Below are 24,217 nucleotides of genomic sequence, written 5' to 3'. Positions count from 1 at the left end.
AATCAGAACTCATAAATCAATATAACATGGATCAATTATTAAGTTTATTCGTCCGCTCCATTTTTGTGGACAACATGATATTTGCATTCTTCCTGGGTATGTGTTCCTACCTTGCCGTATCGAAGAATGTGAAGACTGCTGTAGGTCTGGGAGTTGCGGTAACTTTCGTTTTGGTAGTTACGCTTCCCGTGAACTATTTGCTCCAGACAAAGGTGCTGGCTGCCGATGCCATAATTCCGGGTGTCGACCTCAGCTTCCTTAGTTTTATTCTCTTCATTGCCGTTATTGCCGGTATCGTGCAGTTGGTAGAAATGGTGGTAGAACGCTTTGCGCCGTCACTGTATGCATCGCTGGGTATCTTCCTGCCGTTGATTGCCGTTAACTGTGCTATCATGGGTGCTTCCCTGTTCATGCAACAGAGAATTACGATGGACCCGTCCAATCCGCAGGCTATCACCGGAGTAGGTGGTGCAGTGGTCTACGCTTTAGGTTCCGGTATCGGCTGGCTGCTTGCCATTGTCGGTCTGGCTGCTATCCGTGAAAAGATGGCTTACTCTGATGTTCCCGCTCCGTTGAAAGGTTTGGGTATTACGTTTATTACGGTAGGACTGATGGCAATGGCCTTTATGTGTTTCTCTGGATTGAAAATATAATTAAAGTAAAAAGAATAAAACAATGACGTCTTTAATATTAGCGAGTATCGGAGTATTCCTTGGAGTGATCCTCCTGCTTGTCATTATACTGCTCGTTGCGAAAGGGTATCTGACCCCTTCGGGCGAGGTTACGATTACGATGAATGGAGAACAGGAATTGAAGACTAACCCCGGCGGCACATTGCTGGGCACGCTGTCTGCCAACGGTGTTTTCCTCTCATCAGCATGTGGTGGTAAAGGTTCTTGCGGACAGTGCCGTTGCCAGGTTCTTGAAGGTGGTGGTGAAATACTTCCTACGGAAACCGGCTTCTTCTCCCGTAAACAACAGGCCGATCACTGGCGTCTGGGTTGCCAGGTGAAAGTGAAACAGGATATGTCGATCAAGATCGACGAATCGATCTTAGGTGTGAAAGAGTGGGAGTGCGAGGTTATCTCCAACAAGAACGTTGCAACGTTTATCAAAGAGTTCATCGTGGCTCTTCCGAAAGGCGAACACATGGACTTTATACCGGGGTCGTATGCTCAGATCAAGATTCCTGCATTCTCAATGGATTACGATAAGGATATCGACAAGGGCCTTATCGGTGACGAATATCTGCCTGCATGGGAGAAATTCGGCTTGATGGGCTTGAAATGCCGTAACGATGAACCGACTATCCGTGCTTATTCTATGGCCAACTATCCGGCTGAGGGAGATCGTATCATGTTGACTGTACGTATTGCTACGCCTCCTTTCAAACCGAAAGATCAGGGCCCTGGATTTATGGATGTAATGCCGGGTATCGCTTCTTCTTATATCTTTACGCTGAAACCGGGTGATAAGGTAACGATGAGTGGCCCTTATGGAGATTTCCATCCTATTCTCGATTCTAAGAACGAGATGATGTGGATCGGTGGTGGTGCCGGTATGGCTCCGTTACGTGCACAAATCATGCACTTGACAAAGACACTGCACATCACAGATCGTACCATGAACTACTTCTACGGTGCACGTGCGCTGAACGAAGTGTTCTATCTGGAAGACTTCCTGCAAATAGAAAAAGATTTCCCGAACTTCAAGTTCCATCTGGCACTCGACCGTCCGGATCCTGCAGCAGATGCAGCAGGCGTTAGCTATACGGCAGGTTTCGTTCATCAAGTAATCTATGAGACTTATTTGAAGAACCATGAAGCACCGGAAGATATCGAATACTACATGTGTGGTCCTGGTCCGATGTCTAAAGCAGTCGAAAATATGCTCGACAGCCTGGGTGTTCCTGCTAAGAACCTGATGTTCGATAATTTCGGAGGATAAGAGATTCAAACAGGTTCTAAGATCAGATAAATCTTAATAAATCATAGAAAGCAGTCTTTTCATCACAAAAAAGGCTGCTTTTTTATTGTCCGTATCTCACGTAAGTTTATTTATTCTTATCTTTACACAAAATCATATAACAATGGAAATAACACCTACTTATATAAAAGATGTACTGGCTGCTTTAGCTATCGAACAGTTGAATCCCATGCAGGAAGCATCCATTGATGCGTGGAAAGAGGGAAAAGACCAGATATTACTTTCACCCACCGGTTCCGGAAAGACATTGGCCTACCTGTTACCGCTTATCGGCTCTTTAAAACCGGAACAGAAAGGAGTACAGGCCGTAGTGCTGGTTCCATCCCGCGAACTGGCTTTACAGACCGATCAGGTTTTCAAAGCCATGAATACCGGATTCAAATCTGTGAGCTGTTATGGCGGACGCCCTGCCATGGAGGAACACCGTACGATAAAAGGAGTACAACCGGCTGTCATCATTGCTACTCCCGGACGTATGAACGATCATCTCTCAAAGCAGAATTTCGATGCTGCTACCGTTCGTATGCTGGTAATCGATGAATTTGACAAATCTCTTGAACTTGGTTTTCAAGAGGAAATGGCTGCCATTATAGGCCAGCTTCCCAATCTGCAACGGCGCTTTCTGCTTTCGGCCACGGATGCCGAGGAGATCCCCCGGTTCACCGGAATGGAACATACCGTGAGATTGGATTTCCTGCAAGACACTTCTGCCGGAAAAGAATCCCGGTTAACACTGATGAAGGTCATTTCCCCCTCGAAAGACAAGATTGATACTTTGTATAAATTGTTATGTACATTGGGAAGCAGCTCTTGCATTGTTTTCTGTAACCACCGCGATGCAGTAGACCGTGTACACAAATTACTGGCGGATAAGAAACTGTATTCCGAACGCTTTCATGGAGGTATGGAACAGCCGGACCGGGAGCGGGCTTTGTACAAATTCCGTAATGGCAGTTGTCATGTACTGATTTCGACCGACCTTGCCGCCCGTGGTCTGGATATTCCGGAAATAGAGCATATCATCCATTACCATTTTCCCGTAAATGAAGAAGCTTTCACACACCGTAACGGACGTACCGCACGTTGGGATGCTACCGGCAGCTCCTATCTCATAGTAAGTACCGAAGAAAACCTGCCGGAGTATATACCCGAAGAGCTTGAAGTGCTGGCATTGCCCGAAAACGCGCCGAAGCCACCAAAGCCGCTTTGGGTAACATTATATATAGGTAAAGGGAAAAAAGACAAACTCAGCCGGATGGATATCGCCGGATTTCTCTATAAAAAAGGAAACTTATCCCGTGAGGATGTCGGACAAATCGATGTAAAAGACCATTATGCCTTTGTCGCCGTCCGTCGTGGAAAAGTGAAACAGCTGTTGACTCTAATCCGTGGAGAAAAGATAAAAGGAATGAAAACTGTGATAGAAGAAGCAGATTGACAGGCCTCTCCCCAGCCCTCTCCGGAGGAGAGGGAGCTAAGTTAGTTTTGTAACTAATTAATAACCGAGAGTATCTTATACCCCCTCTCCCCCGGAGAGGGTTGGGGAGAGGCCGCCCCCCCCTTAAAACTAACAAACATCTGATTTCCCTTCTATTTTCTTTTAATCTTTAAGTAAAAATAATCCAATACTATTACTTTGTTTATAATGTCTGTTCTTGATATCTATACATAACAAAATGGTGTATATATCCTGCATAAACCAATAAAAAGATAGATAAATCGGTGAACTGGCTGTATTTTTATAAGGAAAGATTTGTTTTACGGAAATAATTCCGTAATTTCGCAATGTCTAAAGACACAAAGTAACGAAATTGTTAAATCAAAAACAAACTTCAAATGAAAAAGCATAATTTCAATGCAGGACCTTCTATTCTTCCGCGTGAGGTGATCGAAGCTACAGCGAAAGCTATTTTAGATTTCAATGGCTCCGGACTCTCATTGATGGAAATCAGTCACCGTGCTAAAGACTTCCAACCTGTGGTTGACGAAGCGGTAGCACTATTTAAGGAATTACTAAACATCCCCGAGGGATATTCGGTACTGTTCCTGGGTGGTGGTGCCAGTATGGAGTTCTGCATGGTGCCTTTCAACTTCCTCGAGAAAAAGGCTGCTTATCTGAACACTGGCGTATGGGCCAAGAAAGCAATGAAAGAAGCGAAAGCCTTTGGTGAGGTTGTAGAGGTTGCCTCTTCTGCTGAAGCCACATATACTTATATTCCGAAAGATTATACTGTTCCGGCTGATGCTGATTATTTCCACATTACTACTAACAATACGATTTACGGTACAGAATTGAAAGCAGACTTGGATTCCCCGGTTCCGATGGTTGCCGATATGTCTTCCGATATTTTCTCACGTCCTATCGATGTATCCAAATATATCTGTATTTATGGTGGTGCTCAAAAGAATCTGGCTCCGGCAGGCGTAACATTTGTCATTGTTAAGAATGATGCATTAGGTAAAGTATCCCGTTATATTCCTACGATGCTGAATTATCAGACACATGTAGATAACGGTTCCATGTTCAATACTCCTCCTGTTGTTCCTATTTATGCAGCGTTACAGACATTACGTTGGGTGAAAGCTCAAGGTGGCGTAAAAGAGATGGAGCGCCGTGCCACTGAGAAAGCCGACATGCTGTATGCAGAAATCGATCGTAACAAAATGTTCGTAGGTACTGCTGCAAAAGAAGATCGTTCACGTATGAACATCTGCTTCGTAATGGCTCCCGAATATAAAGATCTGGAAGCTGACTTTATGAAGTTTGCAACAGAAAGAGGGATGGTAGGAATCAAAGGACACCGTTCAGTAGGTGGCTTCCGTGCATCATGCTATAATGCCATGCCGAAAGAAAGTGTGCAGGCCTTGATTGACTGTATGCAGGAATTTGAGAAACTTCATTAATATTCTCATTACCAATATTCACAGAGTTTCACAGAGCGACTGTTAAAACAGAAAGAACTCCGTGAGACTCTGTGTCATTTTAAAGTAAAACGTTTTATATTATATATACAAATATACAAAGAATTATGAAAGTACTTATTGCTACTGATAAACCGTTTGCCAAAGTAGCTGTAGACGGTATTCGTAAAGAGATCGAGGCAGCCGGATACGAGCTTGCCCTACTTGAGAAATATACAGAAAAAGCACAATTGCTGGATGCAGTGAAAGATGCTAATGCCATCATCATTCGTAGTGACATTATCGATGCCGAAGTGCTGGATGCTGCTAAAGAACTGAAGATTGTAGTACGCGCCGGTGCCGGTTATGACAATGTAGATTTGGCTGCTGCCACTGCACACGGTGTATGTGTAATGAATACTCCGGGACAGAACTCCAATGCGGTAGCCGAACTTGTTTTCGGTCTGTTGGTATATGCTGTCCGCAATTTCTATAATGGAACATCCGGAACCGAATTGATGGGGAAAAAATTAGGTATTCACGCTTATGGAAATGTAGGCCGTAATGTAGCCCGTGTAGCTAAAGGCTTCGGAATGGATATTTATGCTTACGATGCATTCTGCCCGAAAGAAGTTATTGAGAAAGACGGTGTGAAAGCTGTTGATTCTGCCGAAGAACTTTATAAAACGTGTAATGTGGTATCTTTGCATATTCCTGCTACTGCTGAAACAAAGAACTCCATCAACTATGCTTTGTTGAAAGATATGCCGAAGGGTGCCATTCTCGTGAATACGGCCCGTAAGGAAGTCATCAACGAAGACGAACTCATCCAATTAATGCAGGACCGTCCTGATTTTAAATATATCACCGATATCATGCCTGCCGCTAACGCTAAGTTTGCAGAACTTTTTGCCGGACGTTATTTCTCTACTCCGAAAAAAATGGGTGCACAGACCGCCGAAGCTAATATTAATGCCGGTATTGCTGCTGCCAAGCAAATTGTCGGTTTCTTAAAAGACGGTTGTGAGAAATTCCGTGTCAATAAATAATAAGAGATTTATGAATTATGATTTATGAATTATGAGGGAAAACCAAACGTATGACAAGGCATTATCGTATGCTGTCCGTATAGTTAACTTATATAAGTATCTGGTGGATGAAAAAAAAGAGTATGTTATGAGTAAACAACTCTTGCGTAGCGGAACGTCTATTGGAGCTAATATCAGTGAAACGATCTCGGCAGAATCCTCGGCAGACTTTGTCCATAAATTGTCAATTGCCCAAAAGGAAGCTAACGAGACGATTTACTGGTTAGCTCTATTGGAAAAGACCGGATATTTATCTGGTATACAACATGGATCCATGTCATCTGATTGCACAGAGATAAGAAAATATTGGTTTCCAGCATATTGACTTCAAAGCAAAGATGTTTCCCCATCAATCATAAATCATAATTCATCAATCATAAATCTAATAATTATGGCTGTTATTAAACCGTTTAAAGGGATTCGTCCCCCACAGGAGTTGGTCGAACAAGTTGCCTCGCGCCCTTATGATGTATTAAATTCGGAAGAAGCACGGGAAGAGGCAAAAGGAAACGAGAAATCACTTTACCATATCATAAAACCGGAAATTGATTTTCCGGTAGGTACTGACGAACACGATGCGTGCGTTTACGAAAAGGCTGCCGAGAATTTTAAATTATTTCAGGATAAGGATTGGCTGGTACAAGATGACAAAGAGAATTACTACATCTATGCCCAAACGATGAATGGTAAAACACAGTATGGTTTGGTGGTAGGTGCCTACGTTCCTGATTATATGAATGGCATCATTAAAAAGCATGAGTTGACCCGTCGTGATAAAGAGGAAGACCGTATGAAGCATGTTCGCGTAAATAATGCCAACATAGAACCGGTGTTCTTTGCCTATCCTGATAATGCTGTTCTGGATGCAATAATCAAGAAATATACTTCTCAAAAGCCTGTATATGACTTTATAGCTCCCGGTGATGGTTTCGGACATACTTTCTGGATTGTGGACCAAGCAGGAGATATTGCTTCTATCACAGCAGAATTTGCCAAAATGCCGGCACTTTATATCGCCGATGGTCATCATCGTTCTGCCGCTGCTGCATTGGTAGGTGCTGAGAAGGCAAAACAGAATCCGAACCATCATGGTGACGAAGAGTATAATTATTTCATGGCTGTGTGTTTCCCTGCCAATCAATTGACTATCATTGATTATAACCGTGTAGTGAAAGACCTTAACGGACTGACTCCCACACAGTTCCTTGAAGCTCTCGAAAAGAATTTTATCGTCGAAGAAAAAGGAGCGGATATTTATAAACCGAATGCATTGCATAATTTTGCTCTTTATCTGGAGGGCAAATGGTATAGCCTTACAGCAAAAGCCGGAACATATGACGACAATGACCCGATAGGTGTATTGGATGTCACTATCTCGTCCAACTTGATATTGGATGAAATCTTAGGTATCAAAGATTTACGTTCCGACAAACGTATTGATTTTGTCGGAGGTATCCGTGGCTTGGGCGAATTAAGCAAACGTGTAGATAGCGGTGAAATGAAAGTAGCCCTTGCTCTTTATCCTGTTTCAATGAAACAGCTTATGGATATTGCTGATACAGGCAACATCATGCCTCCAAAGACTACTTGGTTTGAACCGAAACTTCGATCGGGACTGGTGATTCATAAATTAGACTGATTCCGTACGTTGTAAATGATAAAAGATTAGGCGGTACAGCATGTTGATACATGGATTGTACTGCCTATTTTTAGTTTTTAATTCTCGGTTTTTAATTTTATAAGTATCTTTGCACACATGGAAGATACATATAAGACTATTACCGAACCATCCGAAGGTATCTATACCGAGAAACGTAGCAAGTTCATTGCTATCGCCCTGCCTGTGCGCACTCATGAAGAAATAAAAGCGCATCTTGAAGTTTATCAGAAAAAGTATTACGATGCACGTCACGTTTGTTATGCCTATATGTTGGGTCATGAACGTAAAGATTTTCGTGCAAATGATAATGGAGAACCTTCCGGTACAGCCGGCAAACCGATTTTAGGGCAAATTAATTCTAACGAATTGACAGATATACTAATTATAGTAGTACGCTATTTTGGTGGAATTAAATTAGGGACAAGTGGTCTTATCGTTGCCTATAAGGCTGCTGCTGCCGAAGCCATCGCCTCCGCCACGATTGTTGAAAAAACGGTAGATGACGAGGTTACTGTATTATTCGAGTATCCGTTCATGAATGACATTATGCGTATTGTGAAAGAAGAAGAACCGGAAATAATACAACAATCCTATGACATGGATTGTAGCATGACACTCCGCATCCGTCGATCGATGATGCCCCGTTTGATGGCACGGTTGGAAAAGGTAGAAACAGCGCGTATTATTGACGACAAGGAGAAATAAGCAAGTTTTTTATACTATTGGTTTACTTACTCAATGCGCGTTCTTTCAAAATAGATATCCGGAATGAACGCACATTGAATTTCTGTATAAAAAATGTGAGACTCTTTTATTCATCTCCCTTTTCGAAGTTTATTTTGCGGTGTGTACCGTCACAGAACGGCTTGTTTTTTGAATGGCCGCAGCGGCATAAGGCATTTGTTCCTGTTAGAATATTTTCTTTTCCGTCTTTGGTGATTATTTTAAATTCACCTTTAATAATATACGGTCCTGCGGGTACTTCTGTAATGCTAATCAGATTTTCAATTTTATCCATAACTTTGTCATTTAAGTAATTAAGTATGTATATATAACATTCCGGATTGGAAATAGTTTTTCCTATTCTTCATTTGTTTTTATCAGTTTTCCTTATCTTTGCACCGAATGACGTACAATGTGAAAATGAAAGTTTTCTTTATATATATCGGTTTGTTTTTGTTGGGAAGCACTTTCTCTTCTGTTAAGGCACAGTCTGTTAAAGCACAGAAAGTGGCTCTTAACGACATACCTCTACCTTGGTATTCACAGAAAATTAGCGGATGTCCCTATGTGCATTGTTCGCTGGCCTCTTCTTTGATGGTGTATGACTATTTTAAAGGGATGACTTCAGACAGTTGCCGTTCGGCAAGTGAAGCCGAAGCAAAATTGGTGGAATATCAGAAAAACTATTTTTTGAAGAAACGTGCTCCTTTCAAGCGACGGACATCAGTGGGACAGGGAGGATATTACTCTTTTGAAATAGATTCCCTGACGCGTTATTATGAGCATATGGTGAGCGCAGAACATTTTATGAATAAGGATTATCGGATATTGAAGTCTTATATCGATCGGGGAATTCCCGTTCTGATAAATGTTCGTCATCGTGGCTCTACCCGTGGGTTGTTGCAACCGGGTAGTCACCGCCATTGGATGGTGCTTCGTGGTATAAATGATACTCATGTGTGGATCAATGATCCCGGACGTTCGGCCACGATGCGTAATAAAGGAGAAAATCAGTGTTTTCCAATAAAAAAAAGAACGAGGTAATCCTGCCTGGTTTGATGGATGCTGGACGGGAAGATATATCGTGATAACTCCCCGTATCCCATTGGCCATGGCCCGGATCGGTAAATTACCTCCTGTGGAGGAAACAATAGCGATAAAACCTCCGTTTATTCCTTGGAAAGAACTTCCGGAAGTAATTGATCTGTAAATCTGTAAAATAAACAAATAAAAATATATGGCATTTGAAGCAACAAAAAGAGAATGGAGCGAACTTTATGCTTTTTTCCGCTTGCTGGCGGACGGGCAAGTCGCATTGGGCACGCCGCAAGTGAAAGCAGATGAAGAGAGGTGTTGGCCCATCGCTATGATACAAAGGGAAGAGCATGACGGAACGCGCCGCTATTATATAGAAAAAGAAAATATTCATATTGTAGGCGAAAACATAGATAAACGGATCGCTCGTGAAGATTTCGATATAGTATCCGGATTAATTCTCACCGCCATGAAATCCTCGTCCGAAGATGATGTAACCTCTCCGGAAGGAGTGGAAGAGTTTCTGGACGAAGCTGCAATTTTCGATCTGGAGGCAAAAACGGATGACCGTACAGATTTCTCGGTCGCATTCTGGCATCCGGAGGCACCGCTCACGGGGTTGAATGTCCGTTCACGTCTTAGTGCAATGAATCCGTTATTGGATGGTGGGCGAAGCGCCAATCTTAAATTGGAGCAGACCGGTGTGAAATTTGCTGTACCTACAGTGAATAAAATTAATGCTTTGCCCGAGTCGCCTACGGAAGTGGCGGAACGCATGATGATGATAGAACGTCTGGGCGGGATATTGAAATATTCGGATGTAGCCGATCGTGTATTTCGCTGTAACCTTTCGATGATTGATCTGCATTTTCCTCGTGTATTGGCTGAAATGGTACGTATAATGCATCTTGATGGTATTACTCGTATCAGTGAGCTGACAGAGGAAATAAAAGCAATCAATCCTCTAAAGATAAAGGATGAACTGATCAATAAGCATGGGTTTTATGAATTTAAAATGAAGCAATTCCTGCTTGCACTGGCATTGGGTATGCGTCCGGCAAAAATATACAACGGGACAGATTCGGCCGTAGAAGGCATCTTATTGGTGGATGGAAGCGGGCAGGTGCTTTGTTATCACAAATCGGAGAAAAAAGTATTTGAAGATTTTCTGTATTTGAATACCCGTTTGGAGAAGGGTTCTTTGGACAAAGATAAGTATGGCTTCCTGGAACGTGAGAACGGGGTTTATTACTTTAAGTTGAATGTGAAAATCGGATTAGTGAAAAGATAAATAATGTACCAATATAACACAATGTGCCAATGTGCCAATTACCATGCGGTATCTTTGATTGGAACAAGGCACATTGGCAATGCATTTAAATAAGATTCATCATGAAAACAAATGAAGTTTTAGAGACTATCAAAACGCGGCGTAGCGTGCGTGCTTATACTGCACAAGCACCGGAGACAGATGACCTGGCGACTATACTTGAAGCTGCCAAGTATGCTCCTAACGGTATGCATCTGGAAAGTTGGCATTTTACAGCTATCCAAAACGCTGAAAAGTTGGAAGAACTGAATTCACGCATTAAAGGCGCGTTTGCAAAGAGTGATGACAAGCACTTACAGGAACGTGGACACAATAAAGCGTATTGTTGCTATTATCATGCGCCGGTATTGGTGATCGTTTCCAACAAACCTACCCAATGGTGGGCGGGCATGGACTGTGCATGTGCCATTGAAAATATGTTTTTGGCGGCTCATTCGTTAGGTATCGGGTCATGTTGGATCAATCAGTTGGGAACAACCTGCAATGATCCTGAAGTTCGTGAATTTATAACTTCTCTCGGTGTACCGGCCGATCATCAGGTTTATGGCTGTGTGGCATTGGGTTATGCTGATCCTAAAGCGCCGCTGAAAGAAAAGGTAGTAAAGGAGGGAACTGTGACAATTGTAGAATAATACCCGCTATTACCTGCTCGAATGATCAAAGGAGTGCTATTCTCCGATTGTTTTTTATGCTGATCCTTGTGAAGTCATAAAACAAAATCTCCCGGATAGAAAGAACTATTTTCATATCCGGGAGATTTTATTTTGCACCTATTACTTTTAGTTTATTCGAAAGTGCCATACCGGGTAGGCAATAACTTCCGGTCTCCCAAAGTATTGTCTACACGTGCCACATTTATCCAGAATTTGTTTTCCCGTACGCTTTCTATCGGGTAAGCCGCTTTTTCACGGGTATAGCAGTGTTCCCAATTATCGCCTACCACTTCGTATTCGGGATGTGGGGCATTCACTAATACATTGTCGTCTTTGTCTGCTTCACCGTTTTTCACTTCCTGTATTTCCTTCCAGATAGTTTGCATTACTGTAATGAAATTATCCAGTTCCCACAGGCTTTCACTCTCGGTAGGTTCAATCATCAGCGTACCGTGAACAGGGAAAGAGAGGGTAGGAGCATGATAACCGTAATCCATGAGACGCTTGGCTATATCATTCTCACTGATGCCCGTTTCTTCATGTATTTTGCGGCATTCCAATATCATTTCATGGCCTACAAATCCGTTAGCTCCTCTGTATACAATACCATAAGTGTCTTTCAGACAAGCTGCTAAATAGTTTGCATTAAGAATAGCTGCTTTTGTAGCCATCGTCAAACCTTCCGTGCTCATCATACAAATGTATCCGTAAGTAATCGGCAATATTCCCGCACTTCCGTAAGGAGCAGAGGATACTTCGTTCATCGGATTACCAAACAATCCATGTCCCGGCAAAAAAGGAACCAGATGTTCGGCTACGCATATCGGGCCTACACCCGGACCTCCACCGCCATGAGGAGAAGCAAACGTCTTATGCAGATTCAAATGACAAACATCGGCACCGATAAAGCCCGGATTGGTCAATCCTACCTGAGCATTCATATTAGCACCATCCATATATACCTGTGCGCCACATGCATGAATGATGTTACAGATTTCTACGATCTCTGTTTCAAAGATACCGTGCGTGGAAGGGTAGGTGATCATCAGTGCAGCGAGTTCCTCCTTGTTTTCTTCAGCTTTGGCGCGAAGATCCTCCATGTCTACATTCCCTTGCCCGTCGCAGGCACAGGTGACGGTCACGAATCCTGCCTGAATAGCCGATGCCGGATTTGTGCCGTGAGCTGATGCGGGGATCAGTATCTTGTTGCGGTGTCCCTGCCCGATACTTTCGAGATAGCTGCGGATAACCCGGAGCCCTGTATATTCTCCTGCCGCACCGGAATTCGGCTGGAGGCTGACACCGGCAAATCCGGTTATGGTTTTCAATTCTTCACTAAGGTTTTCTATTAACATGCGATATCCCTCAGCCTGATCCTCAGGCACCAACGGATGCATGCACATAAACTCCGGACGGCTTAGCGGTAGCATCTCGGCAGCCGCGTTAAGCTTCATTGTACACGACCCTAATGGGATCATTGAATGTGCCAATGAAATATCCTTGCGATCCAGCCGCTTTATATAACGCATCATCTCTGTTTCGGTGTGATATTTGTTGAATACCTCATGAGTCAGAAATGCGCTTTGCCGTTTCAGCTCTTTCGGAAAGGCGGCAGATTCCGGTATCACAGTCATCTTCTGATAATCTTTTTCCGCTGCAATGGCAAAAATAGACAACAATATGCCGGCAGCAGCCGTATCAGTGGTTTCATCAATGCTGAAGCCAACGTCACCATTATCGAAATAACGCAGATTCACCTCTTTGCTGAGAGCAATGGTACGTATCTGCTGAGCAGAAACATTATCAGGCAGGATAAAACGGAGAGTATCGAAATAATACTTGTTCACCTGCTTATATCCTAACTTATTTATCTCTTTTTCCAGAAAAGCACTAATATTATGGATGCGTGAAGCGATTCCGGTAATGCCCTCTTGTCCGTGATAGACTGCATAGAATCCTGCCATGGTAGCCAGTAATGCTTGGGCGGTACATATGTTTGAAGTCGCTTTTTCGCGTTTAATATGCTGCTCGCGGGTTTGAAGAGCCATGCGATAACATAACTTTCCATATTTATCTTTTGACCATCCTATGATACGTCCCGGCATATTGCGCTTATACTCGTCACGGGTAGCAAAATAAGCAGCCGAAGGCCCGCCATAGAATAAAGGCGTTCCAAATCGCTGGGTAGTGCCGAATACGATATCCGCTCCCCATTCACCGGGAGGAACTATCATTGCAAGGCTTAACAAATCGGCGGCTACAGCTACTTTGCAACCGGCTTCATGTGCTTTCTCCGTGAATATCCGATAATCCTCAATACTTCCGTCGGCATTGGGATATTGAACGATACAGGCAAATACTTCCGGAGCAGGTGTAAATTCAGCGTATTTTCCCATACGCAATTCGATGCCTTGAGGGATGGCACGTGTGGTCATTACAGCCAATGTCTGTGGGAAAATGTTTTCATCAACAAACACGACGTTAGCTCCTGCTTTCTGTTTATCGCGCGGACGGAGAGCATACATCATCGTCACGGCTTCTGCTGCTGCCGTAGCTTCGTCCAACAGGGAACAGTTGGCCAATGGCATGGCGGTAAGGTCACAAACGGCTGTCTGAAAGTTCATAAGGGCTTCAAGACGCCCTTGTGAAACTTCGGTTTGATAAGGAGTGTAAGAAGTATACCACACCGGGTTTTCAAACACGTTTCTTTGAATAACGGCAGGGGTAATGGTATTGTACCATCCCATTCCGATGTATGATGTAAACAGTTTGTTTTTGCTTGCCAGTTGGGCTATGTGGTTGCTGAACTCATATTCCGTCATGGCAGGCGGTAATGCCAACGGTTCCTTCAGGCGGATATTGGCGGGTATTGTTTTATCTATCAGTTCATCAAGAGTGGCTACACCAATCTTGCGAAGCATCACTTGTATGTCTTCCTCACTGATGCCTATATGACGGCTGGCAAATGAATCGGTTTTCATATTAATTAGTTTTTAAGTAGTCCAAATGCATTTATAATCATCCGGTGCGCTCCCTTGACAGGCAGAGAAAGCACTTAGCGGAAGAAAGGATTTTCCGCTTTCTCCATTCCAATAGTGGTAGGGGCACCATGTCCCGGATAGACCACTGTTTCATTGGGAAGCGTGAACAGGCGGCTGCAAATATGCTCTATCAGCTCATCGAAATTCCCTCCGGTCAAATCGGCCCGGCCGATACTTCCTTGAAACAGGACATCGCCCGAAAACATGCAATGATCCGCCTTGCAATAATATACCAGGCTACCCGGTGAATGTCCGGGCACATGAATCGCTTCCAGCGAGGTGTTGCCAAACGTAATGGTGTCTCCGTCGTAGAGGTATTTTCCCAACGGGACAGGAGGTTCCTGTAACTGGAATCCGAACATGCGGCTCTGTTTGGGCGCTTCTTCTATCCAATACTCATCTGCCTGATTGGCTTCGGCAGAAAGACCGAACTCCTTTAGCATAAACGGATTTCCAAAAATATGATCCAGATGCAGGTGTGTGTTTAATAAATGTTTTACAGTCAGCCCGTTGGCAATGATGAAGTTTTTCAATGCCTGTTTTTCTTCATCGTAAAAACATCCCGGATCAATCACTACCGCTTCTTTTGTTTCATCCCACAGCACGTAGCAGTTTACGGGAAACATATTAAATTCAAATCTTTTTATTTTCATGGCTTTTTGATATTACGCATCTTTTTATACGGTTACATATACCACTTTTTTAGTTTGGAAGAATTCCTCTTCAAAATCCTCGCTCAAGCTGTGTAGAGTCGTCTTATTCTTGAAAGGCATTGCTTCATGCTCGAGCTCTCCACCTTTGAGACAGATTAAACCATTGGGCAATGCATTTTGTTGCCGGGGAGAGATGTTTTTCTTGATGATTTTAATCAGATCGCCCAATGGCATGACAGCACGGCTTACTACGAAATCGAATAACTGCTTTTCTTCTTCGGCGCGCGCATGGCGGAAAGTGACATTTTTTAGTCCGATAGCGTTGGCTACTTCAGTGGCTACACGCACCTTCTTGCCGATACTGTCTACAAGATGGAATTTTACTTCCGGAAAAAGTATGGCTAACGGGATACCCGGAAAACCTCCTCCCGTACCCAAATCCATGATACTGGTTCCGGGACGGAAATTGATTATTTTGGCAATACCGAGTGAATGTAACACATGATGTTCGTACAGATTCTCGATGTCTTTGCGGGAAATGACGTTTATCTTGGCATTCCAATCGATGTATAAGTCGTATAGGGCAACGAATTGCCTGCGCTGTTCTTCCGTGAGATCGGGAAAATATTTGAGTATGATTTCCACTTCTTAAAAATATATGAGTTATAGGTTATGATTTTAATTTTTCAATTCTCCGACAACCGGGTTACTGCCTAACATATGTTCCAACATCTGAAACGGTATGGATACTGTAACCGGTCCCATTGCATACGGAGTAATATCATATACATTATAATAGAATGTAACACCGTCTTTGTCGAGATAGAAATTCTCTGTCGGCGCGATTTCTCCTGTCGAACCATATCCCATATCCTCCAGTTCAGCACGTGTCTTGGCTTCATTGTCTGCCATAAGCTGGTTCCAGATAAGGTCGGTAAGGGCCTCTTGGTATTCTCCCACAAAAACATCGTCCAAACGTAAGGGACGCATCAGCCCGAGATCCATGTTGAGAAATGTGGTCATATAGATCCCGTGTGCCCCTCCGGTATATTCATTATAATCTATGCGGTATACAAGCAGATTTTTTTCATACAACTGTACATGGCTTTCTATACCTTTATAATAAGAGTACCATGCACCTATAGACGATTCATCTTCTTTATCCTTTTCATCTTCCAGATACATCGGTTCCAAGTCACGACGATATTCCCGAATATAGGCTTCCGTATACTGTTTCACTACTTCTTTCGGGTTTTCTCCTATGTATTTTTCACCGAAGCAGGCAGATATAAAATATTTATTCAGGGTATCTTTCAGCAATTCATCCGATGCTTTGACCGGATAGGTAAAATCGATCACGAGGTTACAGGCCGGCTTGGCTGTATCACTAAAGAGATGCGCAGTTTCATTCACTTGTATGCTATCGAACTCTAACGAACCGGTATTCTTGTTCATCTTGTCACCACAAGAAAATAAAAAGCCACTTACAGCTACCATTATTGCAAGTAGGCTGACATATTGTTTTTTCATAAGGGTTTCTTCTTTAAATTCAACATTTGTATCGTTATTCCCTATCGACAAATATAGAACATATTAACGAATACAACGAATAAAAAAGAAAAAAATAACGCCCTCTGAAAGTAAAATCTCTCATTCACAGCAGAGAGATGATGGAACTTGCGGAGGGCGTTGGAAAGTTCATAACAATGGTTTGAATAAAGAATATATAGATTCGATTATCACAATTCCGAGAAAGCACTTTCGAGCCATGCCAAACGTTTACTCAACCATTGCTTCAGATACTGCACTTCATTATTATAAGATCCCCAAACCGCATAGTTAGGCCACGTCTGTTCGTATAGCGTATTCCATTTCGCATTGTTTTCAATAACAGAAAACTTCAAATAAGTTGCATTTTCGTTAATATTAGTCAGCATATCATTTTCTTTGGATTTGAAGTATGCAAACCGTTCTTTTACCAATGCCACAAAAGAAGGATCTTCGAACATTCGGGAAAACCAAGTTACTTTCTTCTTTATCCAAAACCCTTCGTAGCTTTGATTGTCATTATAGTTAACATTGCCTAATGCAATATCATAATCCCATAATGGTCCCATTTTTAGCTTTCCTCCCGGAGTAATGTTTAAATAACAACTACTGAAGAAACATGCATCATTATTCTTCGTTATTTCATTAATCAAATACCAATCGACAAAGCTCACTTTATCAAAGTAATTGGCATACCCTTCAGTTTCATCTAAAAAATTACTTCCCAATAATGCTTCTTCCGCTTTATTTACATAATCAGATATCCATTTATGACGCTCTCCATTTTTTTCTATATCGGGATCTTTGACACAAAACGTCAAATTCTTCGTTTTGAATGATATGTCTTCCGGGCCGATCCTGTCAGGTTGATCTATTTCCATTAAGTATCCATCGTCTGTAATGTTGACTCTCGAATCTGCTATTTTTATTTTCTCACACAATTGGTAAGTACCACAATATACTTCATTCATGAATAATTCTACAAAGTGAGTCCTTGGTGTCCATTCCAAATTACTGATTCTTCCCATAAAGAAACTTGCTTCATTTCGCAGATTGGTTTTATCCGTGTAATTGGCCAATAACACCCATGATTTATCTTTTGGTTCACCCAACAGCGAAGTCTTTTTATCAAATTTCAACGCATATGGTTTCTTAGGCAGCGACCAGGTAGAATTTCCTCTTCCTTTAATTGTTACATCGCTCTCGAATATTTCTCCCGAGCGGGTATAGATATCCTCTACAATTCGTAGATGTGCGTTGACATATTCTTCTTTGGAAGTAATTTCTGTATCATTTTCCGTATTGATATACATCACAGGCAATCCCGTGAAAGCGTATACTAAAACTTTGTATTCTTTCGTTTTTCCTTCAGTGTTTTCTATTGTGATGTTCAAAGGCGAAGAAAAGTTAAGTCCTTCCATGTTTTCCGGTACTTTTACCCATGTCTTTTCATTGTCCAATTTTATGGTAGGAATTAATTGTTTGTGAGGTAACACATATGGAACATGTGCGGAGATAGTTCCGTCTTTATTAATTGTTGCAACAATATCGGAAATTAATAACTGAGGATTTTTATCCGCTTCGAAAACAAATGACGTGATACAGGGCTCACTACTTACAGATGCCTTTTGGGTGATTAAAATAGTCTGTATAATTTCTGACCCCGGTATGGTAAAGATTATTTTGGAAGTTCTTTCTTGGGATAGAGGATTTGGGTCGCATATAAAACTTTTTATATTAAACTGTTCCGATCTTGTATTTACAGAATGCAACCATTCTTTTTTTTCAATATCAATGCTTGGTTCCATGCTGGATTGCAGAATGATATCGACAATCGCGCCTGTACTTTCTACTGTATATTCCTTCTTAGGTATATTGATTATAATATCCGGATCGTCCTCGTTTTGACATGAAAATAAAATTCCAATAAAAAGAAATAGAAGATGTAATTTTTTCATAAGTATTATTTTAATAGTTCTTGATTGACAATGTGAGAATATAAATTTACTACGTTTATTTGCAAAGCTACAAAAACTATTAATATTAGAAAATAATAATGAAACATATTATTACCAAAAGAGAATAATGCAATTTATATGGGTATGTACCGTGTTTCTGTAAACATAGTTGGTGTTATATGATTATAGAGAATATGACCAACCTGCCTTTATCGTATTTCACCGATCAAGTAATTTAGAGAATACTGTAAAAAAGGTCAGGACTATGCTACAATTTTTCATACTGTTATGGTAGTTTTGTAAAATAAGAAAAGAGTAGTAGTATTAATGGTATAACAGAATTGAAAATATGATGAAGTACAACGAATATCCCATAAAGAAGCTCGAAGATGCTATTCTTCTTAGTTATAACAGCCCATTTAAAAAGCATCATAACTATACAGATGAAGCATGTCTACTTGAGTTGCGCAAGGATATCCTCAACCATTATGCCTTGCGATGCCAAGCAGAATTGTTACCAACAATCGTTGAGTTCAATGATACCCTAAGAAGTGCTTTGCAAGAGATGTACGAACGTGCTCACCACATTTGGAATGACATAAAAGACAGAAATGATTACGGTGAATTTGTTAGATTGACTGCAGAATGCTATTTGAGTGATGACTATCCCCAATCACATCCCGTGCAGGGTGAAGACCGCCAAAGGTTGTGGGAAGCTATTTGTGATTCCGGATGGAATTCATTATATAAATCCGGAGTGACTCAAGCTTTGGTTTTACCATTTGATTTAGAGGAATCTTTTGAATCTTTCATCGGTATGAATTGTACACCACCCAACTGGAATGAAGGACTTGATCGTGAACTAACAAAGGACTTGCAGCTAATCAATGCATTTCATAATCTCTTTGATCATACAAACTTTGCCCTTACCGATTTTATTTATGTCAGGAAATTTAATACTGAAATTAAAATAGAGATTAATAAATAGAAGCAATGTTACTGCCGGAAAAATAATCGGCAAACAGTTAAAGAAAAAATTTTAGAACTTGCCTATTCTTACGGGGTTAGGCTTTCCGGCTGCTAATATAAAAGAAAAAGATGCAGCATTTTCCTTTTCCTCCTTTCCTTTAAAAGCAAAGGAAATAATTTAATGTGCTAAAATATCACATAAGCTATAAAATTATTATTTTATTTCTCATTTTTTTCAAATCCGGAAGCCACAACGGTTACTTTAACCGCATTCTCTGATATGTTGTTCGAACCACGTTCAAATCCGGAAGTTGTCTCCACTAGAGGCATCGTTTCTATGAAATGTTTTATCGTATCCATATCTTTTGACAAGGAAACATTTTCCTCCTTGCCATAAATAAAGTTGAGTAATAAACGCTTTGCTTCCGATATATCAAGGCCATCGCACAGGGGTAATTTTAATGCATCTTGAATAGCATTTTCTATCCGTTTTCTCCCTTTACCTATCCCTGAACTTACAAAGCCTAATCCTCCTCCTTTCAAAGCCCAGTTTATATCTGCAAAATCCATAGCAACCATGTTGTTTCTTGTGATGATATTCACTATATCACCTATGATTGTCAATACGTGTTGGTTAATTATGTTCTGAATATTAAAATCGGCTCCTAAAGAAGATACGATAGATTTGCCATGAATTATTTGTAGAGAATCGGTATACTGCATTACGTTTTTTATGGATTTATTCTGTTCTAAGATTTTCCCGTCTGTGGTATCATACGAAGGAGGAATAATTAAAATTCCGACTGTTGTAACATTAAGGTCCTTTGCAACACGTGCTATAACCGGAATCGTCTCCATTCCAATTACTTCATCCATATATGCTATGATGAATAAGATTTTTGAAAATTGTATCTCTATAGAAATATCCTCATACTTGTCCAAAGCAATAACATTTGCATCGTATGTGGCAAACGAAATATTTCCCAGTCTTGCCTGCCGTATGAAACGCACGATGTCACAACCGCCGCTTCCGATACCTATGACTTTGATTAAGTTCTCCTGAACCGAAGAATTTATCGGAGAAGAAAAAGCATTGCTATCCATTAGCCTCTGTTTTGAATTTTATATATTTCCATTTCTTTTTGCAAATAAACAGATAGGATATGCCAAAACATTTCATAATAATCATATAATTTTTATTAACCTCATGAGAGCTGCATAACCTTTTATCTTCATTTTGATTCGAATTTCATCTTTTATTTCTATCTTTGCAACCGATATGAAGAGATTCCGTTACATATTTGCTGTAATACTTTCCCTGACAATCATATATGTCGGGGCAGGAGTTTCTGTTATTGATTATTGCTGCGCTGCATGCGAAACCGCACAAAACTGTTGCAGTAATGGTTGTCCCAAATGCCGTAAGTCTCATCAACAGTCAGATAAATCATGTAAAGAAGAGGGATGCACAGCCACGATCTATAAGGTAGATCTGATGAAGCATTCATGTGAAGCTTCCGTCAGCGTTCCTGTCATGCAATTATTCTGTGAGTTATTACCTCAATTTCGCAGTATATTGTTTATGGGAGAGTGGCAGGAGACATCCTACAACGTTCCTCCACATCCTGTCAGTTCGCGACATTATCTGGCTTTATATTCTGTCCTGCTTATTTAGACTCCAAGTGTGCTAAGAAAGGAATGCATGAGAATAGTATTCAATGATACTGTTTTCATTATTTCTAATACCTATTTCTTTATATCTTAAGATTCAAAACATCCCCATGTTTTCATTAAGAACATCCCCATGTTGTGTACAAGAACATCCGGATGTTGTACATGAGAACATCCCCATGTTTTCTGATTATATCTTATACTCTGAAGAGTCGGGATATTTATATCTGAGATATGAAGAGTAATATTAATCCATAGATAAGTAATATACCATTGTGCAACCCTGTTGCACTGGTTATCGTGTAATTTTGCATCATGAAACAATTTATGTATATAAAATATATATTCTTATTTCTTGCTTTCTTTACTTTCTATACTGCGCAGGCACAAGTAAAAGGAATTGTAAAAGACAATACCGGAGAACCTATCCCCGGTGCCAATGTGTTTTGGATGAATACCACGAATGGCGTAACAACTGCTGAAGACGGCCGGTTCTCGATATCTAAACCGGCAAAGAGCCATATGCTTGTGGTCAGCTTTATCGGTTTCGAAAATGATACGATCCACGTCAGTGATAAAAATCAGGAACTTGATATTGTGCTCCGCGAGGGGGTGGAGTTGAATGAAGTCAATATCGTAAGCAGAAAACTCGGAACGATGAAATTGCGGAACAGTGTTATGAACGAAGATATCATCAGTAGCGCCGAACTCACCCGTGCGGCTTGCTGTAATCTTGGCGAGAGCTTCGTTACCAACCCCTCGGTAGACGTCAGTTATTCCGATGCGGCAACGGGAGCCAAGCAGATTAAGTTATTGGGGCTTTCGGGTACGTATGTACAGATGATGACGGAAAACATCCCTAATTACAGAGGAGCTGCGGCACCGTATGGTCTCGGATATGTACCAGGACCCTGGATGCAAAGTATTCAGGTTAGCAAAGGCAGCTCATCGGTTAAGAACGGGTACGAATCGATCACAGGGCAGATAAACGTAGAGTTCAAAAAACCTCAACTTCCGGATGCCGACTGGGTATCAGCCAATCTTTTTGCCAGCAGTACCGCCCGTTATGAAGCGAATGCCGACGCTACGGTAAAACTTTCCAGACGATGGAGCACCTCATTGCTTGCACATTATGAGAATGAAACCAAAACACATGACAGCAATGACGATGGCTTTGTCGATATTCCCCGTGTGGAGCAGTATAATTTGTGGAATCGTTGGGCATATATGGGCGACCGTTATGTGTTTCAGGCAGGTATCAAGGGTATGTCGGAACAGCGTAACAGCGGACAGGCCGGACATAATGACCAACCGGCACACGATCTCTATGAGATAGGTATCAAAACCAACCGTTACGAAGCCTTCACTAAGAACGCCTACATATTTGATAAGGAGAAGAATACCAATCTCGCCCTTATCCTGCAAGGGACGATTCATAATCAGGATGCCGTATACGGGCATAAACTTTACGATGTGGATCAGAGCAATGTGTACGCATCTTTATTGTTTGAGACCGAATTCAGTAAGCAGCACAGCCTTTCTACCGGATTGAGTTTCAATTACGATGGATACGACCAGCATTATCGCCTGACCAACAATACGGAGTCGGGATTAACAAACGCATTCGTAAAAGAATCTGTTCCGGGGGCATACATTCAGTATACTTTCAATTTGAACGATAAACTGATGCTGATGGGAGGAATACGCGGCGACCACAGTAGCGAGCACGGGTTCTTTATCACTCCCCGTGCACATATCAAGTACAATCCGAATGAGTATCTGCACATGCGTCTCTCGGCCGGAAAAGGCTACCGGACCAATCATGTACTTGCAGAAAATAATTATCTGCTTGCCAGTAGCCGTAAAGTGAAAATAGCCGGTCATCTCGATCAGGAAGAAGCCTGGAATTATGGAGCAAGTGTTTCAACTTACATTCCCCTTTTTGGCAAGACGCTGAATATCAACGCAGAATATTATTATACTGATTTTCAGAAACAAGTGGTAGTGGATATGGATACGAATCCTCATGAAGTGTCGTTTTACAACCTGAATGGGCGTTCTTATTCACAAGTATTGCAGGTAGAGGCGAATTATCCGCTCTTCAAAGGTTTTACTCTGACTGCGGCTTACCGCCTGACGGATGCGAAGACAACTTATAACGGAGAATTGCTGGAGAAACCTTTGACCGGAAAATATAAAGGGCTTCTGACAGCTTCTTATCAGACGCCGTTGGGATTATGGCAGTTTGATGCAACACTCCAACTGAACGGCGGCGGAAGAATGCCGAATCCGTATACCCTGACAGATGGCGGACTGTCATGGGAAAAACGGTATGGCAGCTTTGAACAATTGAGTGCGCAGGTGACCCGTTATTTCCGCCGTTGGTCCATCTACGTAGGAGGAGAGAACCTTACTAATTTTAAGCAGAAGAATCCGATCATAGATGCGGCAAATCCTTGGGGAGATAATTTTGATTCTACTATGATATGGGGGCCGATGCATGGTGCAAAAGCCTATATCGGCATCAGATTTAATCTGGCAAGAAACAGTGAATGAAATTAAAAAGTAATATTATTAATTATAAATTGGAGGAAAAAATATGAAAACAAAAAGAATGTTGACAGCCTTGGTGATAACATTATTGAGCGTAACAGCCGTTATGGCCAAAGACATCCGTACAGCAGTATTCAAAGTATCACAGATGCATTGTGAAAATTGTGAACGGAAAGTGAAGAATAATATCAAGTTTGAGAAAGGAGTAAAGGAGTTCTCTACGGACTTGAAAACAAGGACGGTGTCCATTACCTACGATGCTGACAAAACAAATGTAGAGAAACTCAAGGCCGGTTTCAAGAAATTCAATTACGAAGCGGAATTTGTAGAAGAAACAAAGCAGGCGGAAAAGAAGTAATTTGAACAAACGGCCCGTAAATGTTGTTTATTTAGTAATGAGTGAATAGCAGCCAATGCTTATCACTCATCACTAACCACTAATCACTAA

The 24,217-nt window shown here is 41.5% G+C and carries 21 protein-coding genes and 1 pseudogene; 15 read left to right on the top strand and 7 right to left on the bottom strand.

Features of this window, described 5'->3' with window-relative positions; genetic code table 11:
- The first annotated feature begins 26 nt into the window (after positions 1-26).
- The 8 genes from nqrE to HMPREF1532_RS16790 all read left to right on the top strand — a co-directional run bounded on the left by nqrE (position 27) and on the right by HMPREF1532_RS16790 (position 8,340).
- On the top strand, positions 27-653 hold the full coding sequence (nqrE, locus tag HMPREF1532_RS16825; RefSeq protein ID WP_005932172.1) for an NADH:ubiquinone reductase (Na(+)-transporting) subunit E: 627 nt from the start codon (positions 27-29) through the stop codon (positions 651-653).
- Positions 654-675: 22 nt separating this feature from the next.
- Positions 676-1,947, top strand: coding sequence for an NADH:ubiquinone reductase (Na(+)-transporting) subunit F (nqrF, locus tag HMPREF1532_RS16820; RefSeq protein ID WP_005932169.1), 1,272 nt, complete (start codon positions 676-678; stop codon positions 1,945-1,947).
- A 142-nt stretch (positions 1,948-2,089) separates the two neighbouring features.
- The gene (locus tag HMPREF1532_RS16815) at positions 2,090-3,424 is read left to right on the top strand and encodes a DEAD/DEAH box helicase (protein WP_025819029.1); all 1,335 of its coding nucleotides are present in this window, start codon (positions 2,090-2,092) and stop codon (positions 3,422-3,424) included.
- Between the two features lie 398 nt (positions 3,425-3,822).
- Entirely contained in the window at positions 3,823-4,890 is a 1,068-nt protein-coding gene (serC, locus tag HMPREF1532_RS16810) for a 3-phosphoserine/phosphohydroxythreonine transaminase (RefSeq protein ID WP_005932163.1), read from the top strand.
- A 125-nt stretch (positions 4,891-5,015) separates the two neighbouring features.
- Positions 5,016-5,936, top strand: coding sequence for an NAD(P)-dependent oxidoreductase (locus HMPREF1532_RS16805; RefSeq protein WP_005932161.1), 921 nt, complete (start codon positions 5,016-5,018; stop codon positions 5,934-5,936).
- Between the two features lie 31 nt (positions 5,937-5,967).
- Positions 5,968-6,300: a four helix bundle protein gene (locus HMPREF1532_RS16800; RefSeq protein WP_005932158.1), complete on the top strand. Its 333-nt coding sequence runs from the start codon at positions 5,968-5,970 to the stop codon at positions 6,298-6,300.
- A gap of 66 nt (positions 6,301-6,366) precedes the next feature.
- Positions 6,367-7,614 carry a DUF1015 domain-containing protein gene (locus tag HMPREF1532_RS16795; protein ID WP_005932156.1) on the top strand — a complete coding sequence of 416 codons (1,248 nt, stop codon included), beginning with the start codon at positions 6,367-6,369 and terminating at the stop codon, positions 7,612-7,614.
- Positions 7,615-7,731: 117 nt separating this feature from the next.
- Positions 7,732-8,340, top strand: a complete 609-nt coding sequence (locus HMPREF1532_RS16790; protein ID WP_005932153.1) for an IMPACT family protein — start codon at positions 7,732-7,734, stop codon at positions 8,338-8,340.
- Between the two features lie 106 nt (positions 8,341-8,446).
- On the opposite strand, the gene HMPREF1532_RS16785 is transcribed toward HMPREF1532_RS16790, so the two are convergent.
- Positions 8,447-8,653 (bottom strand): CDGSH iron-sulfur domain-containing protein, encoded by a 207-nt coding sequence (locus HMPREF1532_RS16785; RefSeq protein ID WP_005932150.1) that lies wholly within the window; start codon positions 8,651-8,653, stop codon positions 8,447-8,449.
- A gap of 125 nt (positions 8,654-8,778) precedes the next feature.
- Between HMPREF1532_RS16785 and HMPREF1532_RS16780 the strand changes: the two are divergent.
- The 3 genes and pseudogenes from HMPREF1532_RS16780 (at position 8,779) to HMPREF1532_RS16770 (ending at position 11,355) form a co-directional block, all read left to right on the top strand.
- A pseudogene (locus tag HMPREF1532_RS16780) lies at positions 8,779-9,568 on the top strand (C39 family peptidase).
- A gap of 27 nt (positions 9,569-9,595) precedes the next feature.
- Positions 9,596-10,684, top strand: a complete 1,089-nt coding sequence (locus HMPREF1532_RS16775; RefSeq protein WP_005932144.1) for an HpaII family restriction endonuclease — start codon at positions 9,596-9,598, stop codon at positions 10,682-10,684.
- Positions 10,685-10,785: 101 nt separating this feature from the next.
- A complete protein-coding gene (locus HMPREF1532_RS16770; RefSeq protein WP_005932142.1) occupies positions 10,786-11,355 on the top strand; it encodes a nitroreductase family protein in 570 nt (189 codons plus the stop codon).
- A gap of 152 nt (positions 11,356-11,507) precedes the next feature.
- Here HMPREF1532_RS16770 and gcvP read toward each other — a convergent pair whose 3' ends face one another.
- From gcvP to HMPREF1532_RS16745, 5 genes are all read right to left on the bottom strand, one after another.
- Positions 11,508-14,357, bottom strand: coding sequence for an aminomethyl-transferring glycine dehydrogenase (gcvP, locus tag HMPREF1532_RS16765; RefSeq protein ID WP_005932138.1), 2,850 nt, complete (start codon positions 14,355-14,357; stop codon positions 11,508-11,510).
- 74 nt (positions 14,358-14,431) lie between these two features.
- Positions 14,432-15,070 (bottom strand): MBL fold metallo-hydrolase, encoded by a 639-nt coding sequence (locus HMPREF1532_RS16760; RefSeq protein WP_025819030.1) that lies wholly within the window; start codon positions 15,068-15,070, stop codon positions 14,432-14,434.
- A gap of 24 nt (positions 15,071-15,094) precedes the next feature.
- Positions 15,095-15,715: a 16S rRNA (guanine(527)-N(7))-methyltransferase RsmG gene (rsmG, locus tag HMPREF1532_RS16755; protein ID WP_005932132.1), complete on the bottom strand. Its 621-nt coding sequence runs from the start codon at positions 15,713-15,715 to the stop codon at positions 15,095-15,097.
- A 33-nt stretch (positions 15,716-15,748) separates the two neighbouring features.
- The gene (locus HMPREF1532_RS16750; RefSeq protein ID WP_005932130.1) at positions 15,749-16,600 is read right to left on the bottom strand and encodes a DUF3298 and DUF4163 domain-containing protein; all 852 of its coding nucleotides are present in this window, start codon (positions 16,598-16,600) and stop codon (positions 15,749-15,751) included.
- A 209-nt stretch (positions 16,601-16,809) separates the two neighbouring features.
- Positions 16,810-18,576: a CotH kinase family protein gene (locus tag HMPREF1532_RS16745; protein ID WP_005932128.1), complete on the bottom strand. Its 1,767-nt coding sequence runs from the start codon at positions 18,574-18,576 to the stop codon at positions 16,810-16,812.
- Positions 18,577-18,925: 349 nt separating this feature from the next.
- Here HMPREF1532_RS16745 and HMPREF1532_RS16740 point away from each other — a divergent pair, with 349 nt between their 5' ends.
- Entirely contained in the window at positions 18,926-19,564 is a 639-nt protein-coding gene (locus HMPREF1532_RS16740; RefSeq protein WP_005932126.1) for a hypothetical protein, read from the top strand.
- 200 nt (positions 19,565-19,764) lie between these two features.
- Here the strand turns inward: HMPREF1532_RS16740 and HMPREF1532_RS16735 are convergent, their stop codons facing one another.
- A complete protein-coding gene (locus HMPREF1532_RS16735) occupies positions 19,765-20,649 on the bottom strand; it encodes an FtsZ/tubulin family protein (protein WP_005932124.1) in 885 nt (294 codons plus the stop codon).
- Positions 20,650-20,824: 175 nt separating this feature from the next.
- On the opposite strand from HMPREF1532_RS16735, the gene HMPREF1532_RS21035 reads away from it, so the two are divergent.
- The 3 genes from HMPREF1532_RS21035 to HMPREF1532_RS16725 all read left to right on the top strand — a co-directional run bounded on the left by HMPREF1532_RS21035 (position 20,825) and on the right by HMPREF1532_RS16725 (position 24,127).
- On the top strand, positions 20,825-21,220 hold the full coding sequence (locus HMPREF1532_RS21035; protein ID WP_081504163.1) for a hypothetical protein: 396 nt from the start codon (positions 20,825-20,827) through the stop codon (positions 21,218-21,220).
- Positions 21,221-21,543: 323 nt separating this feature from the next.
- On the top strand, positions 21,544-23,772 hold the full coding sequence (locus HMPREF1532_RS16730; RefSeq protein ID WP_187373834.1) for a TonB-dependent receptor: 2,229 nt from the start codon (positions 21,544-21,546) through the stop codon (positions 23,770-23,772).
- Positions 23,773-23,815: 43 nt separating this feature from the next.
- Complete coding sequence (locus HMPREF1532_RS16725; RefSeq protein ID WP_005932120.1) at positions 23,816-24,127, top strand: heavy-metal-associated domain-containing protein; 312 nt, start codon at positions 23,816-23,818, stop codon at positions 24,125-24,127.
- The last annotated feature ends 90 nt before the right edge of the window (positions 24,128-24,217 follow it).

This window comes from Bacteroides salyersiae WAL 10018 = DSM 18765 = JCM 12988 (assembly GCF_000381365.1).
GTDB lineage: Bacteria > Bacteroidota > Bacteroidia > Bacteroidales > Bacteroidaceae > Bacteroides > Bacteroides salyersiae.
Note: the sequence above shows the minus strand (reverse complement) of the source record. Positions and strands in the feature narration are given on the sequence as shown.